This is a genomic window from Saccharothrix sp. HUAS TT1, assembly GCF_040744945.1.
Taxonomy (GTDB): Bacteria; Actinomycetota; Actinomycetes; order Mycobacteriales; family Pseudonocardiaceae; genus Actinosynnema.
On the sequence record NZ_CP160453.1, the window covers coordinates 5,581,162 to 5,596,546 of the forward strand.

At 72.1% G+C, this 15,385-nt stretch carries 11 protein-coding genes; 8 read left to right on the forward strand and 3 right to left on the reverse strand.

What is annotated here, in order from left to right; translation table 11 throughout:
• Window positions 1-88: 88 nt before the first annotated feature.
• The 6 genes from AB0F89_RS24930 to AB0F89_RS24955 are packed head-to-tail and all read left to right on the forward strand — an operon-like array spanning window position 89 to window position 11,087.
• Window positions 89-3,001, forward strand: coding sequence for a glycoside hydrolase family 3 C-terminal domain-containing protein (locus AB0F89_RS24930; RefSeq protein WP_367128003.1), 2,913 nt, complete (start codon window positions 89-91; stop codon window positions 2,999-3,001).
• Window positions 3,001-4,278 carry an ABC transporter substrate-binding protein gene (locus tag AB0F89_RS24935; RefSeq protein ID WP_367128004.1) on the forward strand — a complete coding sequence of 426 codons (1,278 nt, stop codon included), beginning with the start codon at window positions 3,001-3,003 and terminating at the stop codon, window positions 4,276-4,278. Before AB0F89_RS24930 ends, AB0F89_RS24935 begins: the two co-directional genes overlap by 1 nt.
• Window positions 4,275-5,180 (forward strand): carbohydrate ABC transporter permease, encoded by a 906-nt coding sequence (locus AB0F89_RS24940; RefSeq protein ID WP_367128005.1) that lies wholly within the window; start codon window positions 4,275-4,277, stop codon window positions 5,178-5,180. Before AB0F89_RS24935 ends, AB0F89_RS24940 begins: the two co-directional genes overlap by 4 nt.
• Window positions 5,177-5,989 (forward strand): carbohydrate ABC transporter permease, encoded by an 813-nt coding sequence (locus tag AB0F89_RS24945; protein ID WP_367128006.1) that lies wholly within the window; start codon window positions 5,177-5,179, stop codon window positions 5,987-5,989. Before AB0F89_RS24940 ends, AB0F89_RS24945 begins: the two co-directional genes overlap by 4 nt.
• Window positions 5,986-8,283, forward strand: a complete 2,298-nt coding sequence (gene yicI / locus AB0F89_RS24950; protein ID WP_367128007.1) for an alpha-xylosidase — start codon at window positions 5,986-5,988, stop codon at window positions 8,281-8,283. The genes AB0F89_RS24945 and yicI overlap by 4 nt, the downstream gene beginning before the upstream one ends.
• Window positions 8,280-11,087: a beta-galactosidase gene (locus AB0F89_RS24955; protein WP_367128008.1), complete on the forward strand. Its 2,808-nt coding sequence runs from the start codon at window positions 8,280-8,282 to the stop codon at window positions 11,085-11,087. Before yicI ends, AB0F89_RS24955 begins: the two co-directional genes overlap by 4 nt.
• On the opposite strand, the gene AB0F89_RS24960 is transcribed toward AB0F89_RS24955, so the two are convergent.
• Entirely contained in the window at window positions 11,049-12,056 is a 1,008-nt protein-coding gene (locus AB0F89_RS24960) for a LacI family DNA-binding transcriptional regulator (RefSeq protein WP_367128009.1), read from the reverse strand. The genes AB0F89_RS24955 and AB0F89_RS24960 overlap by 39 nt on opposite strands.
• A 374-nt stretch (window positions 12,057-12,430) precedes the next feature.
• On the opposite strand from AB0F89_RS24960, the gene AB0F89_RS24965 reads away from it, so the two are divergent.
• Window positions 12,431-13,162, forward strand: a complete 732-nt coding sequence (locus AB0F89_RS24965) for a hypothetical protein (RefSeq protein ID WP_367128010.1) — start codon at window positions 12,431-12,433, stop codon at window positions 13,160-13,162.
• A 58-nt stretch (window positions 13,163-13,220) separates the two neighbouring features.
• Entirely contained in the window at window positions 13,221-14,072 is an 852-nt protein-coding gene (locus AB0F89_RS24970; RefSeq protein WP_367128011.1) for an alpha/beta fold hydrolase, read from the forward strand.
• 84 nt (window positions 14,073-14,156) lie between these two features.
• Here AB0F89_RS24970 and AB0F89_RS24975 read toward each other — a convergent pair whose 3' ends face one another.
• Complete coding sequence (locus AB0F89_RS24975) at window positions 14,157-14,597, reverse strand: PRC-barrel domain containing protein (protein WP_367128012.1); 441 nt, start codon at window positions 14,595-14,597, stop codon at window positions 14,157-14,159.
• A 140-nt stretch (window positions 14,598-14,737) separates the two neighbouring features.
• Window positions 14,738-15,373, reverse strand: a complete 636-nt coding sequence (locus tag AB0F89_RS24980) for an NUDIX domain-containing protein (protein ID WP_367128013.1) — start codon at window positions 15,371-15,373, stop codon at window positions 14,738-14,740.
• Window positions 15,374-15,385 lie beyond the last annotated feature (12 nt).

Sequence of the window (15,385 nt, forward strand, 5' to 3'; positions counted from 1 at the left end):
GCACGTCGCGCCCGGCCCTCTACGGTGCAGAGTCGAAGCGCTTCGATGGCGAAGGCGCCGTCGCTTCCCCGAGACGAGGGGGACGTCCGTGTCGCAGGTGCGCCGCTGGGTGCTGTTGCCGCTGGTCGTGTCCCTGCTGTCGGCGCCCTCGCCCGCGCACGCGCGCGAGCTCCCGTTCCGCGACCCCGACCTGCCGCGCGCCGCGCGCATCGCCGACCTGCTCGACCGGTTGACCGTCGACGAGGAGGTCTCGCTGCTGCACCAGTACCAGCCGGCCATCCCGAGGCTGGGCATCGGCGCGTTCAAGACCGGCACCGAAGCGCTCCACGGCGTGGCGTGGCTGGGCGAGGCCACGGTGTTCCCGCAGGCGCTCGGCCTCGCCACCACGTGGAACCCCGAACTGGTCGAACGGGTCGGCGCGGTCACCGGTCGCGAGGCGCGCGGCTTCCACGCGCGCGACCCCGCGTTCAACGGCCTGAACCTGTGGGCGCCGGTGGTGAACCCGCTGCGCGACCCGAGGTGGGGCCGCAACGAGGAGGGCTACTCCGAGGACCCCTACCTGACCGGGCGCATCTCGACCGCCTTCGGCCGGGGGGTCCAGGGCGACCACCCCGACTACCTCCAGGCCGCGCCGACGTTGAAGCACTACCTGGCCTACAACGTCGAGGACCGCCGGACCACCGTCGACTCGATCATCCCGCCGCGCGTCCTGAAGGACTACGACGAAGCCGCGTTCAAGGCGGCGATCTCGGCGAACGCCGCCACCGGCGTGATGGCCTCCTACAACCTGGTCAACGGCCGCCCGACGCACGTCGCCCCCGAGCTGGACGACGTGGTGCGGTCGTGGACCGACGAGGACCTGATGATCGTCGGCGACGCCGGCGGCGCGACGAACCTGACCCGCTCCCAGCGGTACCACCCGACCGCCGTCGAAGCGGACGCGGCGGCGATCCGGGCCGGTCTGGACAGCTTCACCGAGAACGACCGCGACTCCGCGCCGACCACCACCGCCATCAAGGCGGCCCTGGCCCGGGGCCTGATCACCGCGGCCGACGTCGAGGACGCGGCGCGGCACGTGCTGTCGATCCGGTTCCGGCTCGGCGAGTTCGACCCCGTCGGCCGCAACCCGTACGCGGCCATCACGCCGGACGTCATCGACGCCCCGGAGCACCGGCGGCTCGCCCGCGAGGCCGCCACCGAGCAGGTCGTGCTGCTGCGCAACGACCGCAAGACCCTGCCCCTGTCCACCGAGGACGCGAAGAGGGTCGCCGTCGTCGGCCAGCTCGCCGACACGCTGTACGAGGACTGGTACTCCGGCTCCATGCCCTACCGCGTCACGCCCGCGCAGGGCGTGCGGGAACGCGCCGAGGTGACGTCGAGCGAGGGCGTCGACCGGATCAGGCTGAAGCACCTGGCCACCGGCGACTACGTCAGCGCCTCCCCGTCGGCCACCGGCGCCGCGCTGACCGCCACCGAGGCGACGCCGACCGACGCGACCGGGTTCGACGTGTTCGACTGGGGCGAGGACACCGTGACGCTGCGGGCCGTCGCCAACGGCAGGACCGTGTCCCTGGGCGACGGCCGCAGCCTGGTGAACAACGCCGCGCAGCCCACCGGCTGGTACGTCCAGCAGCAGTTCAAGCTCGTCGCGCAGCCCGACGGCTCGTCCGTGCTGGAGTACGCGGGCAACGACGTCCGGGAGCCGTGGTTCGGGAACAGGTACGCGGTGGTCGGCGCGGACGGCAGGCTCGCGCTCGGCGCCGCCACCCCGGAGAACGCCGCGAGGTTCGGGCGCGAGGTCGTGCGCAGCGGCGTGGACAGCGCGGTCGAGGCGGCCAGGGGAGCCGACGCCGCCGTCGTGGTGGTCGGCAGCATGCCGTTCATCAACGGCCGCGAGGACGACGACCGCGCGACCACCGCGCTGCCCGCCGGTCAGCGGGCCGTGGTCGACGCCGTGCGCCGGGCGAACCCCCGCACGATCGTCGTGCTGGAGAGCGGCTACCCGTACGCGGGCGACTGGGACACCGCGGACCTGCCCGCGGTCCTGTGGACCACGCACGCGGGCCAGGAGACCGGGCACGCCATCGCCGACGTGCTGTTCGGCGACCACAACCCGAGCGCCCGGCTGACCCAGACCTGGTACCGGTCCGACGCGGACCTGCCGGACAAGCTCCGGTTCGACATCGCCAAGTCCGGGCACACCTACCAGCACTTCCGCGGCACGCCGCTGTACCCGTTCGGCCACGGCCTGAGCTACACCTCGTTCGGGTACTCGGACCTGCGGGTGGACCGGGCGGTGGTCGACGCGTCCGGCGAGGTGCGGGTCCGCGTGGACGTGACCAACACCGGCGACCGGGCGGGCGCCGAGGTGGTGCGGCTGTACTCGCACCAGAAACAGTCCCGGGTCCCGCAGCCGATCAGGCAGCTGCGCGCGTTCGACCGGGTGGAGCTGCGGCCCGGCGAGACCAGGACCGTCGAGCTGACCGTCCGCGCGGCCGACCTGTCGTTCTGGGACGTCACCCGCGAGCGGCGGGTGGTGGAGCGCGCGCCGCACGACATCGAGGTCGGTCCGCTGACCCGGACCATCGCCGTTCGCGGCGAGACGATCCCGCCGCGCGACCTGCGCCGGACCACGCAGGCGCAGAACTTCGACGACTACTCCGGCGTGACCCTGGTGGGAACCACCAAGGAGCGCGGCACCGCCGTCGCCGCGACGGCTCCCGACCAGTGGGTCGCGTTCGAGGACGTCGACCTCCGCCGGTCGGCCCGGTCGCTGACCGCCCGGGTCGCCAACCCGGACGCGCCCACGACGGTGGAGGTCCGCCTCGGCGGCCCCGCCGGACGGCTGGTGGGCGCGCTCGCCGTGCCGACCACGGCCGACGAGCACTCCTGGACCCGGGTGTCGACGCCGCTGCGCGCCGCGGCCGGTCGGCAGGACGTGTACCTGGTCTTCAGGGGGAAGGCCCGGATCGACAACCTCACCGTGGAGGGATCATCCTGATGCCCAAGCGACTCCTGGTGGCCGCGATGGCGGCCCTGATGGCCGTGGCCGGCTGCGGAAGTCCGGAGGACGCCGGCGACCCGAACACCCTCAAGCTGTGGCACTACGAGGGACCGGACAGCGCCATGGGCGTGGCCTGGGCCGAGGCGATCAAGCAGTTCGAGGCGTCGCACCCCGGCGTGAAGGTGCAGTTCGAGGAGAAGGGCTTCGAGCAGATCCAGAAGACCGCCTCGATGGTGCTCAACTCCAAGGACGCGCCCGACATCCTGGAGTACAACAAGGGCAACGCGACCACCGGCCTGCTGTCCAAGCAGGGCGTGCTGACCGACATCAGCGACGAGGTCGCCAAGCGCGGGTGGGACAAGAAGCTCGGACCGGGCATCGACACCACCGCCAAGTACGACGAGCGCGGCGTCATGGGCTCCGGCAAGTGGTACGGCATCCCCAACTACGCCGAGTACGTGATGGTCTACTACAACAAGACCATGTTCGACCAGCAGGGGCTCGCCGCCCCGAAGACGCTGGACGAGCTGACCGCCGCGATGGACAAGTTCGTCGACGCGGGCATCACGCCGATCGCGCTCGGCGGCGCGGAGTACCCGGCGCACCAGCTGTTCTACCAGCTGGCGCTGACCAAGGCCGACCGCGACTGGGTCGACCGGTTCCAGCGCTACACCGGCGACGTGAACTTCCACGACAACACGTGGGTGTTCGGCGCGGAGACGTTCGCCAAGTGGCTGCGCGAGGGCTACATCAGCAAGGACTCGGCCGGGGTGAAGGCCGAGGACATGGGGCTGTCGTTCATGCGGGGCGAGCAGCCGATCATGATCAGCGGCAGCTGGTGGTACGGCCGGGTGCAGGCCCAGGTCAAGGACTTCGAGTGGGCGTCCGTGCCGTGGCCCGGCATGACGTCGGGGTCCAGCGGCAACCTGTGGGTGGTGCCGAAGGGGTCGAAGAACAAGCAGCTCGCCTACGACTTCATCGAGATCACCATGTCACCGGCGATCCAGGACAAGCTGCGCGACGCGGGCGGCGTGGCCGTCGCGCCCAGCGCCGCGCCCGCCACCGACCCGAGGACCAAGCAGCTCAACGACGACTTCAAGGCGCTCAGCGACGCCGACCGGCTGGCGTTCTACCCGGACTGGCCCGCGCCCGGCTTCTACGACATGCAGGTCTCGTCGGTGCAGAAGCTGATCACCGGGCAGCTCGGGCCGCACGAGGTGCTGACCGAGATGGCCGACTACTACGAGGAGAACCTGGCGAGCGTCGGCAAATGAGCGTGGTCCCCACCGCGATCCGCGACCGCGGGTCGTACCTGCTGTTCCTCATCCCGGGCGGGTTGCTGCTGCTCGTGGTGATCCTGGTGCCGTTCGGGATGAACATCGGCATCAGCCTCACCGAGTGGTCCGGCGCGGGCGAGCCGGAGTGGGTCGGCCTGGACAACTACGCCCGGCTGATGTCGGACGGCGCGTTCTGGGCGTCGTTCCGGCACAACGTCGGCCTGGTGGTGGCGATGGCGGTCCTGCCGACGCTGATCGGGCTCGTCCTCGCCGCGACCCTGTTCGACTACATCGGCAAGCACTTCGGCGCGCGCACCGCCGCCGTGCTGCGGGCGTGCGTCTACCTGCCGCAGGTGCTGCCCATCGCGGTGGCCGGGATCGTGTGGAGCTGGATCCTGGCGCCGCGGGACGGCGCGCTGAACGAGGTGCTGCGCGCGGTCGGGCTGGACGTGCTGGCGCGGAACTGGCTGGGCGACCCGGACCTGGCGCTGTGGACCGTGATGGGCGTGATGCTGTGGATCCAGGTCGGCTACCCGGTGGTGATCTTCATGGCCGGGATGCAGCGGATCGACCCCGCGCTGCACGAGGCCGCGGAGCTGGACGGCGCGTCGTGGTGGGGCCGGTTCTTCCACGTCACCGTGCCGCAGCTGCGGCCCGAGACCTTCGTCGTGCTGCTGACCTGCACGATCGCCGCGCTCAAGGTGTTCGCGCCGATCTACGTGCTGACCAGGGGCGGTCCGGGCGGCGCGACGAACGTGCCGTCGTACTACTCGTTCCAGAACTTCTTCGAGAAGACCAGGGTGGGGTACGGCGCGGCGATCGCGACCGTGCTCACGGTGCTGATCCTGGTGCTGACGTGGGCGTTCCTGCGGGTGCAGAACCGGGGCGAGCGCTCGTGAGGCGGCACGCGGTGCTGTGGTCGGTGGTCGTGCTCGCCGCGGCCATGCTGGCGCCGTTCGCCATCGTGGCGCTCAACGCCGTGAAGACGCCGGAGGAGTACTCCACCGGCGGGCCGCTGGAGCTGCCCGACGGGGTGTGGCTGGACGGCGTGATCGCGTTCTGGGACCGGGTCGACTTCGGCGAGAAGCTGCTCAACAGCCTGGTGATCAGCGGGTCGGTGGCCGTGCTCGCGGTGGTGGTCTCGGTGTTCAACGCCTACGCGCTGGGCATCGGCCGCGTCCGCGGCAGGCTGTGGATCCTGGTGGTGTTCCTCATCGCGAACACCCTGCCGCAGGAGGCGCTGGTCTACCCGCTGTACTTCCTGGCCAACGAGGCCGGGCTGTACGACACGAAGCTGGCCGTGATCATCATCTTCACGGTGGTCCAGGCCGCCTTCGGCACCTACCTGCTCACCTCGACGCTCGGCGGCTTCCCGCGCGAACTGCTGGAGGCCGCCCGCATCGACGGTGCGAACAAGTGGCAGGCGTTGGTGCGGGTCGTGGTGCCGATCAGCAGGCCCACCCTGGGCGTGCTGTTCGTGTTCTTCTTCATCTGGACCTGGAACGAGTTCTTCCTGCCGCTGGTGCTGCTGATCTCCAACGAGAACCAGACCGTGCCGGTGGCGCTGGGCGTGCTCCAGGGCCAGCGGATGATGGACGCCACCATGACCAGCGCCTCGGCGCTGCTCGGGATCATCCCGGCCATCGCCTTCTTCCTGATCTTCCAACGCGCGCTGACCCGCGGCATCACGGCAGGAGCAGTCAAGTGAAGTTCAGCGACGGGTACTGGCTGCTTCGGCCCGGGGTCGAGGCCGCTCATCCGGTCGAGGTGCGTGATGTCACCACGGGCAACGGCGAGGTCGTCGTGCACGCCTCGACCCGCCCGATCCGGCACCGCGGCGACACCCTCAAGGGGCCGGCGGTCACCTTGGGCCTCACCTCGCCGATGGCCGACGTGATCGGGGTGAAGGTCACCCACTTCTCCGGTGGGGCGCCGAGGGAACCGGCGTTCGCCCTCACCGCCGACGGCGGGCACGAGGCGAAGGTGGTGGAGGACGACGCCGGCGTGGTGATGACCGCGGGCGCGTTGTCGGTGCGGGTGTGCCGCGGCGAGGAGTGGCGGGTGGACTTCACCGCCGACGGCCGCCGGCTGACCAGCAGCGGCGCCAAGGGCATCGGGTTCATGACCGTGGACGGCGCGCACCACGTCCGCGAGCAGCTGACGATGGGCGTCGGCGACGCGGTCTACGGGCTGGGCGAGCGGTTCGGGCCGCTGGTCAAGAACGGCCAGACGGTGGACATCTGGAACGCCGACGGCGGCACCAGCAGCGAGCAGGCGTACAAGAACGTCCCGTTCTACCTGACCAACGCGGGGTACGGCGTCTTCGTCAACCACCCCGGGCATGTCTCGTTCGAGGTGGGCTCGGAGGCGGTGTCGAAGGTCCAGTTCAGCGTCGAGGGCCAGGCGCTGGAGTACTTCCTGGTCTACGGGCCGACGCCGCGGGAGATCCTGCGCAAGTACACCGCGCTGACCGGGCGGCCCGCGCTGCCGCCCGCGTGGTCGTTCGGCCTGTGGCTGTCGACGTCGTTCACCACGTCCTACGACGAGCAGACCGTCTCCGGGTTCATCGACGGGATGCTGGAGCGGGACCTGCCGCTGAGCGTGTTCCACTTCGACTGCTTCTGGATGCGCGAGTTCCACTGGTGCGACTTCGAGTGGGACCCGCGCACGTTCCCCGACCCCGTCGGGATGCTCGACCGGCTGCGCGCCCGCGGCCTGCGGATCTCGGTGTGGATCAACCCCTACATCGCGCAGCGGTCGCCGCTGTTCGCCGAGGGCAAGGCAGGGGGCTACCTGCTGCGCAAGCCGAACGGCGACGTGTGGCAGTGGGACCTGTGGCAGCCGGGCATGGCGCTGGTCGACTTCACCAACCCGGCCGCCCGCGCCTGGTACTCGGCCAAGCTGGACGCCCTGCTGGAGCAGGGGGTGGACTGCTTCAAGACCGACTTCGGCGAGCGCGTGCCCACCGACGTGGTCTACCACGACGGCTCGGACCCGGAGCGGATGCACAACCACTACACCCACCTCTACAACCGGACCGTGTTCGACGTGCTGCGCAAGCGGCGCGGCGACGGCGACGCGGTGGTGTTCGCGCGGTCGGCGACGGCCGGTTCGCAGCAGTTCCCGGTGCACTGGGGCGGCGACTGCGAGGCGACCTACGAGTCGATGGCGGAGAGCCTGCGCGGCGGGCTGTCGCTCGGCCTGTCCGGGTTCGGCTACTGGAGCCACGACATCGGCGGGTTCGAGGGCACGCCGTCGGCGGCGCTGTTCAAGCGGTGGATCGCGTTCGGCCTGCTGTCCTCGCACAGCAGGCTGCACGGCAGCTCGTCCTACCGCGTGCCGTGGCTGTTCGACGAGGAGTCGGTCGACGTGCTGCGGCGGTTCGTCAAGCTCAAGCTGAGCCTGATGCCGTACCTGGACCGGGCGGCGCGGCAGGCCGCCGCCGAGGGCGTGCCGGTGATGCGGGCGATGGTGGTGGAGTTCCCGGACGACCCCGGCTGCGCCAACCTCGAACGCCAGTACATGCTCGGCGACGACCTGCTGGTCGCGCCGGTGTTCTCGGACGGGGGCGACGTGTCCTACTACGTCCCCGAGGGTGTGTGGACGCACCTGCTGACGGGGGAGACCGTGCAGGGCCCGCGCTGGGTGCGGGACCGCTGCGACTTCCTCACCGCGCCGGTCCTGGTCCGACCGGACACCGTCCTGCCGGTCGGCGCGGTGGACGACCGGCCCGACTACGACTACGCCGAGGGCGTCACGCTCCGGGTGTACCGCCTGGCCGACGGCGAGCACGTGACGGTGGTGGGCGGCACGACGTTCCACACCCACCGCGACGGCGACGTGGTCCGGGTCGAGGCCGACGGCGCGCCGTCCCGGTGGCGGGTGCTGCTGATCGGCGCGGAGGGGGTCGACGCGGTGGACGGCGGCGAGGTCGGCCCGCACCCCGACGGGGTGCTCGTCAGCGCCGGCTCCGGGGCCCTGACCCTGCGGGGCGTCCGATGAGGCTGTTGGCGGTCGTGCTCGTGCTGCTGGGTTCCCTGGCCGCCACCGCTCCGGTGACCGCGGCGCCGGTCGAGACCGCCGAGCGGCCCGTGGTGTCCTACGACAAGCACTCGCTGATGGTCGACGGCGAGCGGGTCATGCTGTGGTCGGGGGAGTTCCACTACTTCCGGCTGCCCAGCCCCGAGCTGTGGCGCGACGTGCTGGAGAAGGTCCGGGCGGCCGGGTTCAGCGGCGTGTCGCTGTACTTCCACTGGGGCTACCACTCGCCCGCTCCGGGCGTCTACGACTTCACCGGCGTGCGGGACGTGGACCGGCTGCTGCGGCTGGCCGACGAGCTGGGCCTGCACGTGGTGGCCCGGCCCGGTCCGTACATCAACGCCGAGACCAGCGGCGGCGGCTTCCCGGCGTGGTTGAAGGCGGTGGACGGGCGGGCGCGGTCCAGCGACCCCGGCTACACCGCGGCCTACCGCGACTGGCTCGGCCACCTCAACCCGATCATCGCGCGGCACCAGGTGTCGCGCGGCGGCTCGGTGATCGCCTACAACGTCGAGAACGAGTACGCCGTCAACGTCGACACCGCCTACATGCAGGACCTCCAGGACCAGGCCAGGGCTGCGGGCGTCGACGTGCCGATCGTGCACAACAACTGCTGCGGCGGGTACCTGGCCAACTGGTCGTCCGGCGAGGGCGCCGTGGAGATCCCCGGCGTCGACGACTACCCGCAGCTGTTCAACTGCCGCGAACCCGACGCGTGGGGCTCGGCCGAGGGCGTGACCCGGCGGCTGAACGACACCGCGCCGGTGTACGCCGCCGAGTACCAGGCGGGTGCGATCGACCTGAACGACGCCGGGTACGACAAGTGCCGGCAGCTGACCGGCCCGGAGTACATGAAGGTGTTCTACAAGTCGAACGTCGTGGAGAGCGGCGCGACGATGTTCGGCTACTACATGGCCTTCGGCGGCACGTCCTGGGGCTGGCTGCCGCAGCCCAACGACGTCTACACCTCCTACGACTACGGCGCGGCGATCACCGAGTCGCGGCAGCTCACCGCCAAGTACGACGAGTTCAAGCGCCAGGGCTACTTCATGACGACCGTGGCGCCGATCCTGAAGACCGACGCCGCCACCGCGCCGACCCCCGCCGACCCGGCGGTGCGCACGGCGGCGCGGTCCAACCCGGACACCGGCACCCAGTTCGTCCTGGTGCGGCACGCCGACCGGCGCACCGACACCGACGTGTCCACCACCCTGGACTGGGCCACCCCGGACGGCAGCTACCGGGTGCCCGTGCGGGTCGACGGCCGGGACGCCAAGATCCTGGTCGCCGGGTACGACCTGGGCGGCCAGCGGCTGGTGTGGTCGAACTCGGAGGTCCTGACCCACGTCGACGTGTCCGGTCGCGACGTGGCCGTGCTCTACGGCCGTGACGGCGAGCAGGGCTCGACCGTGCTGCGGTACGACTCGGCCCCGACCGTGGAGGTGCTCGACGGCCAGGTGCGCAGCAGCTACGACAACGGCGACCTGCGGCTGGACTACACCCACACCGGCCTGGCCCGGGTGCTGGTCTCCGGCGGCGGGCGCAAGCCGGTGCTGCTCATGCTCGGCACCGACGAGACCGCCGCGCGGTTCTGGAAGCTGGACACCGGGGCCGGGCCCGTCCTGGTCCTCGGCACCGCGCTGGCCAGGGGAGCCGAGGTCGAGGGCGACCGGCTGCGGCTGCGCGCCGACACCGACCGCGCGGGTGAGGTGGAGGTGTTCGCGCCGGTCCGGCACCTGTCGGTCGGCGGGCGCCCGGTGTCCGCGCGCCGCACGTCCAGCGGTTCCCTGGTCGGCTCGCTGCCCGGTCCGCGGCAGGTGCGCCTGCCCGAGCTGACCGGGTGGCGGTACCGCGCCGAGGCGCCCGGCATGGCCGAGTCCGGCTGGACCACCGCGGACCGGACCACCACCGCGAGCCCGATCAAGCCCAGGACGCTGCCGGTGCTCTACTCCGACGAGTACGGCCACCACAACGGCAACGTCTGGTACCGCGGCCGGTTCACCGCCACCGGCGCCGAGAAGGCGATCAGCGTCAACGCCGTCACCGGCAGGCGCGGCGTCTACCTGGTCTGGCTCAACGGCCGCTACCTCGGCTCGGCCGCGGGCGGCACGCAGGCCGACTCCGAACCGGTCAACCCCGACCCGGGCCGCGGCGACTTCGCCGTGCCCGAGGGGCTGCTGGCCGGCGGTGAGCGGGCCACGCTGACCGTGCTGGTCGAGAACATGGGCCACAACGACGACTGGACCGCCGACGACGTGCGCCACAAGCAGCCGCGCGGCCTGTTCGGGGTGGTGGTCGAGGGCTCCACCGCGCCGATCTCGTGGCAGATCCGCGGTTCGCGGGCGATGGACGGCGAACGCGGCCCGATGAACACCGGCGGCCTGTACGGCGAGCGCGCCGGCTGGCACCTGCCCGGCTCCGGAACCTGGCACCGCCCGCCGGGCGCGCTGGCGCCGGGGGTGTCCTGGTACCGCACCACCTTCGACCTGGACCTGCCGCGCGGGCACGACGTCTCGCTCGGCCTGCGGTTCGACGACACCACCGACCGCGACTACCGGGTGCTGATCTTCGTCAACGGCTGGAACATGGGCCAGTACCTCAACGCCGCCGGCCCGCAGCGCGAGTTCGTGCTGCCCACCGGCGTGCTGCGCGACCACAACACGCTCACCTTCGCCGTGATCTCCACCGGTGCGGCGCAGGGTGATCCGGGACCGGTGCGCCTGGTGACCCTAGGCAACCACCGGACCGGTGCTGCCACGGGCCGTTAGCCGCGGCGGCAGCAGCCGGACCTCCGGGTCGGCCGGGCCGTCGAGCCGGCGCATCGCCAGCTCGACGGCCAGCCGGCCGATCTCGACGGCGGGCAGGTCGACCGAGGACAGCGGCACGGCCTGCGCCCGCGCCACGTCCGGCGGGCAGACCGCGAGCACCGAGATGTCGCGCGGCACCCGCCTGCCCCGGCGGGCCAGCTCGGACAGCAGCGGGCCGAGGATCGCCTCGTTGTGCACGACCAGGCCGGTGACCGGGCCGCGACCGGCCAGCAGCCCGTCCAGGCACTCGCGCAGCCCGTCGTAGGTGGGCACGCAGGCCAGCGCGGTGGCCTCGATCCCGCGGCTCGCGGCGGTCTTGCGGAACCCGCCGAGGAACCGGCCCGCGTAGCTCGTGCCGCGCTCGTAGACGGCGGGGGAGGGACCGATGAGGGCGATGTCGCGGTGACCGAGGTCGGCGAGGTGGGTGACGCACTCCGACCCGGCGGCGGTGAAGTCCAGGTCCACGCAGGTCAGGTCGCGGGTGTCGTCCGGCACGCCGATCAGCACCGCCGGCCGGGCCAGCTCGCGCAGCACCGGCACGCGCGGCTCGGCGGCCTCGACGTCCATCACGATGATCGCGTCGGCCAGCGCGGAGGCCGCGACCCGGTGCAGGCCCTCCGCGCCCTCGTCGGCGGTCAGCAGCAGCACGTCGTGGTCGTGGGTGCGGGCCTCGGCGACGGTGGCGGTGACGAACTGCATGACCACCGGGACGTTCAGGTCGGCGCGCAGCGGGACGACCAGGGCCAGCACGTTGGTGCGGCTGCTCGCCAGCGCCCGCGCGCCCGCGTTGGGCCGGTAGCCGAGCTTGCGGATGCTGTGGTGCACCCGGCGCCTGGTCGTCTCCGAGATCGAGCGCTTCCCGGACAGCACGTAGGACACGGTGCTGGGCGAAACCCCGGCCGCTCGGGCGACGTCGGCGATGGTGACCATCGGGCGATCATAGTACCTGCGCGACCCCGCAGGTCCACTGTGGACCATCTTGAACGGTACCGTAACCCGACCCTGTATGAGAGCGCTAACACATCGACGGTCCGACCGCAAGGCGATCGCGCACCGGCTTTGGCGAAATGAGAAAGTTGATCACCTGAGCGGTGGTGGCCCATCGCGCCGGGTGCAATCTGGTTAGCGTTAACAGAATTTCTCGCAGGGCATGGTCTTTCTAGGCTCTTGATCGGTGCGCCCGGCTGCGGTAAGCGCTTTCCAAATCCCTGGGCGCACTTTGACGAGTCGCATGGTGGGCCGTCACCCTGTGTACCCGAAAGTGGAGGAGCGGTGACGTTACGCTGCCCCCGGAGGTGGTGCGGGTGCGGTTGCCGTTCGGCGTGCACGCCGAGGTGCGCGCGGACTTCGAGCGGCGCTGGGCACGGGCGCGGCCGTTGGTGCTGCTCGGTTTCCTCGCGCCGCCGCTGACCGGCCTGGTGGTCGCGCTGGTGGCGCCGTGGCCGGGCCCGGTGGCGCCGTCCTGGGTCCTGCTGCTGGTCGGTCTCGCGACGCCGGTGTGGTTCCTGGTCCGCCGGGTCTTCGCGCGCCGGACGGGCTGGTGGACCGGCCTGGTCGCCTGCGCCGCCCTGGCGCAGGCGCTCGGCCTCTGGCTGCTCACCCTGCACCCGCTGCTCGTCCTGCCGACGGTGGTCGCCGCCGCCGTCGCCGCGCCGCTCCTGGCGCGGGCGAGGGCGCTGCTGCTGGACGGCGCCGGTGACGCGATCGCCGGGACGACGCTCGGCGTGCGCAGCGGGTCGCGGCAGGTGCGCAACCCCACCGGGCACCCGGTGCCCGCCCACGCCGGTTTCGACGGCGAGCTGCTGCGCTGGCACGTGACCACCGGACCGTCCAACCCGGACTTCTCCGGCGGCGAGCTGCCGCTGCGCGACATCACCGGCGTGCGGGTGGCCGAGGCGCGCGGCGAGCCCGCCGGCGAGGTGGTCGTGGTCCGGGCCGCCGGGCGGGACGTCGAACTGGTCGTCGGCCGCCCGCACGAGTTCGCCGCCCTGCTCGACCAGCGGCTCCGGCTGCTGCGCCGCCCCGGCTGGTCGTAACGCCCGCCGTCGTCGCTCGTTGGTCGGGCACGGGTCCGACGACGGAAGGGGCAGCGGCATGGCGACCGAGCGGTTGCGGCTGGAGGACGGCACGGAGCTGAACGTGGTGCGCAGCGGCCCGCCCGACGCCGAGCTGACCGTGGTGCTCGCCCACGGCTACGCGCTGGACCACCGCAGCTGGCACCGGGTGGTGGCGGCGCTGCCCGCGTCCGCGCGGGTGATCGCCTACGACCACCGCGGCCACGGAGCGTCCTCGCCCGCCGACAAGGGGACCGCGACGATCGAACAGCTCGGCGACGACCTCGGCGAGCTGGTCGAGCGGCTGGCGCCCGAGGGTCGGGTCGTCGTCGCGGGCCACTCGATGGGCGGCATGGCCGCGATGGCGATGGCCGAGCGCCGTCCCCGCCTCTACCGGCAGCGGGTGGCGGGCATCGTCTTCGTGTCGACCGCCGCGACGGACCTGGGGGAGACGTCGTTGGCCTGGCCCAAGGCGCTGGGCAAGCTCGTCCGCGAGCTGGAGCGCGCCTTCGGCCCGCTGGTGCGCGCGGTCCGGGAGAGGATCGAGCCCGCGAAGACGGCCGGGCTGCGCTGGTGGCTGTTCGGCGACGAGCCGCGCCAGGAGGACGTGGACCTCACCGCGGACATGGTGTGGTCGCACTGGCCGGAGACCATCGCGTTGTTCCGGCCCGCGGTGGACCGGTACGACCGGGAGGCGGCGCTCACCGTCGCGGGGGAGCGGCCGGTGATCGCCATCGTCGGCGACGAGGACCGGCTGGTGCGCGAGTCCGACGCCGAGGCGCTGGCGGCGGCGGTCGGCGGCGAGTCGGCGGTGGTGGAGAACGCGGGCCACATGCTGCCGCTGGAAGCGCCGGCCGAGGTGGCCGCGCGGATCGTGGAACTCGGCGCCTGACGCGCTCGTGCCCGGCGGTGGTGGTCCGCCGGGCACGAGTCCGGGTGTCGATCCGGTGGCGCTCCTGGAACGCCGACCCCGGCGTCAGGCCGGTGTCGTGCGGTAGCTCTCGGTGTAGTAGTCGCCGAGGCGTCGGCGGTAGTCGTCGGCGTCGAAGGTGTCCGCGTCGTACTCCGGCGCGTGCCGCACCTGGTCCTGCGTGCGGTCGACGTGCACCTTCTTGGCGTCGTGGTCGACCCTCGCCACGGCGCCGACCGGCAGCACGACCTTCAGCTGCGACAGCCACGTGCCCGCGTCGACCAGCAGGCAGTCGGCGGGCACGCGCGCGTTGGCCTCGTCGACCTCGCCGATCGGGCCGTCGAGCGCTTCGACCCCGTACCCGAGCAGGCCGATGTCCGGGCGCTCCTGGCGCTGCGCCGGGTCGGTGGCCTCGCCCGCCTCGGGGGAGCTGGTGTCGCGCCGGTCGAAGACCTCGGCGACGTTGCGCCAGACCCACGGGGCGAAGGGGATGGGGAGCGGGTGCATCTCGGCCTCCTCGGTCGGGTGGACGACCAGGGGGTACCCGTTCGCACCGGGCAAAATCATGTCTGTGGACTCGATTACTTCAGTGTTGACCAAAACCAGTCCACTCGACGGGTGAAGTCGTGCGACAGGACCAAAACCGCTCAGGACGTCCAGCGCCAGACCGACGGCGGCCGGCCGCCCTTGGGTAGGGCGGCGGCGTGCTGGGCAGTGCGTTCGAGGCCGGGCACGCGTTCCATCGTGCGGCCGAGGTTGGCGGGGTAGGGGCGGTCGCCGGTCAGGGACTCGGTGACGTCGAGGGCTTGCGCGGTGGTGAACTCGCGGCCGAGGAGCCCTGCGGTGAACGCGGTGTCGCGCCACAGGTGGCCGGCCAGGAGGGGGCGGCAGTCGTGGACGATGCGGTCGTGGTCGAAGGCCAGCGGTGGCACGTCGGCCAGCGGTGTCCAGGTGGGGCCGTCGCCGGTCAACCCGGCGGGGTCGACGGTGGCCCACAGGGCGATGGACAGGGTCGGGCCTCGCGGGTCGCGGGACGGTTCGTCGAACGTGGTGAGCTGGCCGGTGGCGGTGATGGCGGTCCCCGGCAGGCCGAGCTTGCCGGTGACGGCGCGGTGGGCGGCGTCGCGGAGGCGTTCGCCCTTGCCGAGCAGGACGCCGGGCAGGGCGAGCCGGCCTGCGAACGGGTCGAGGGCGCGGGGTGCGATGCCGAGCAGGACGGTGCGGGCGGTCGGGTCGAAGCGCAGGGCCAGCACGTCCACCGACACGGGGGTCGACTCGATCATGGTGTGATTCTC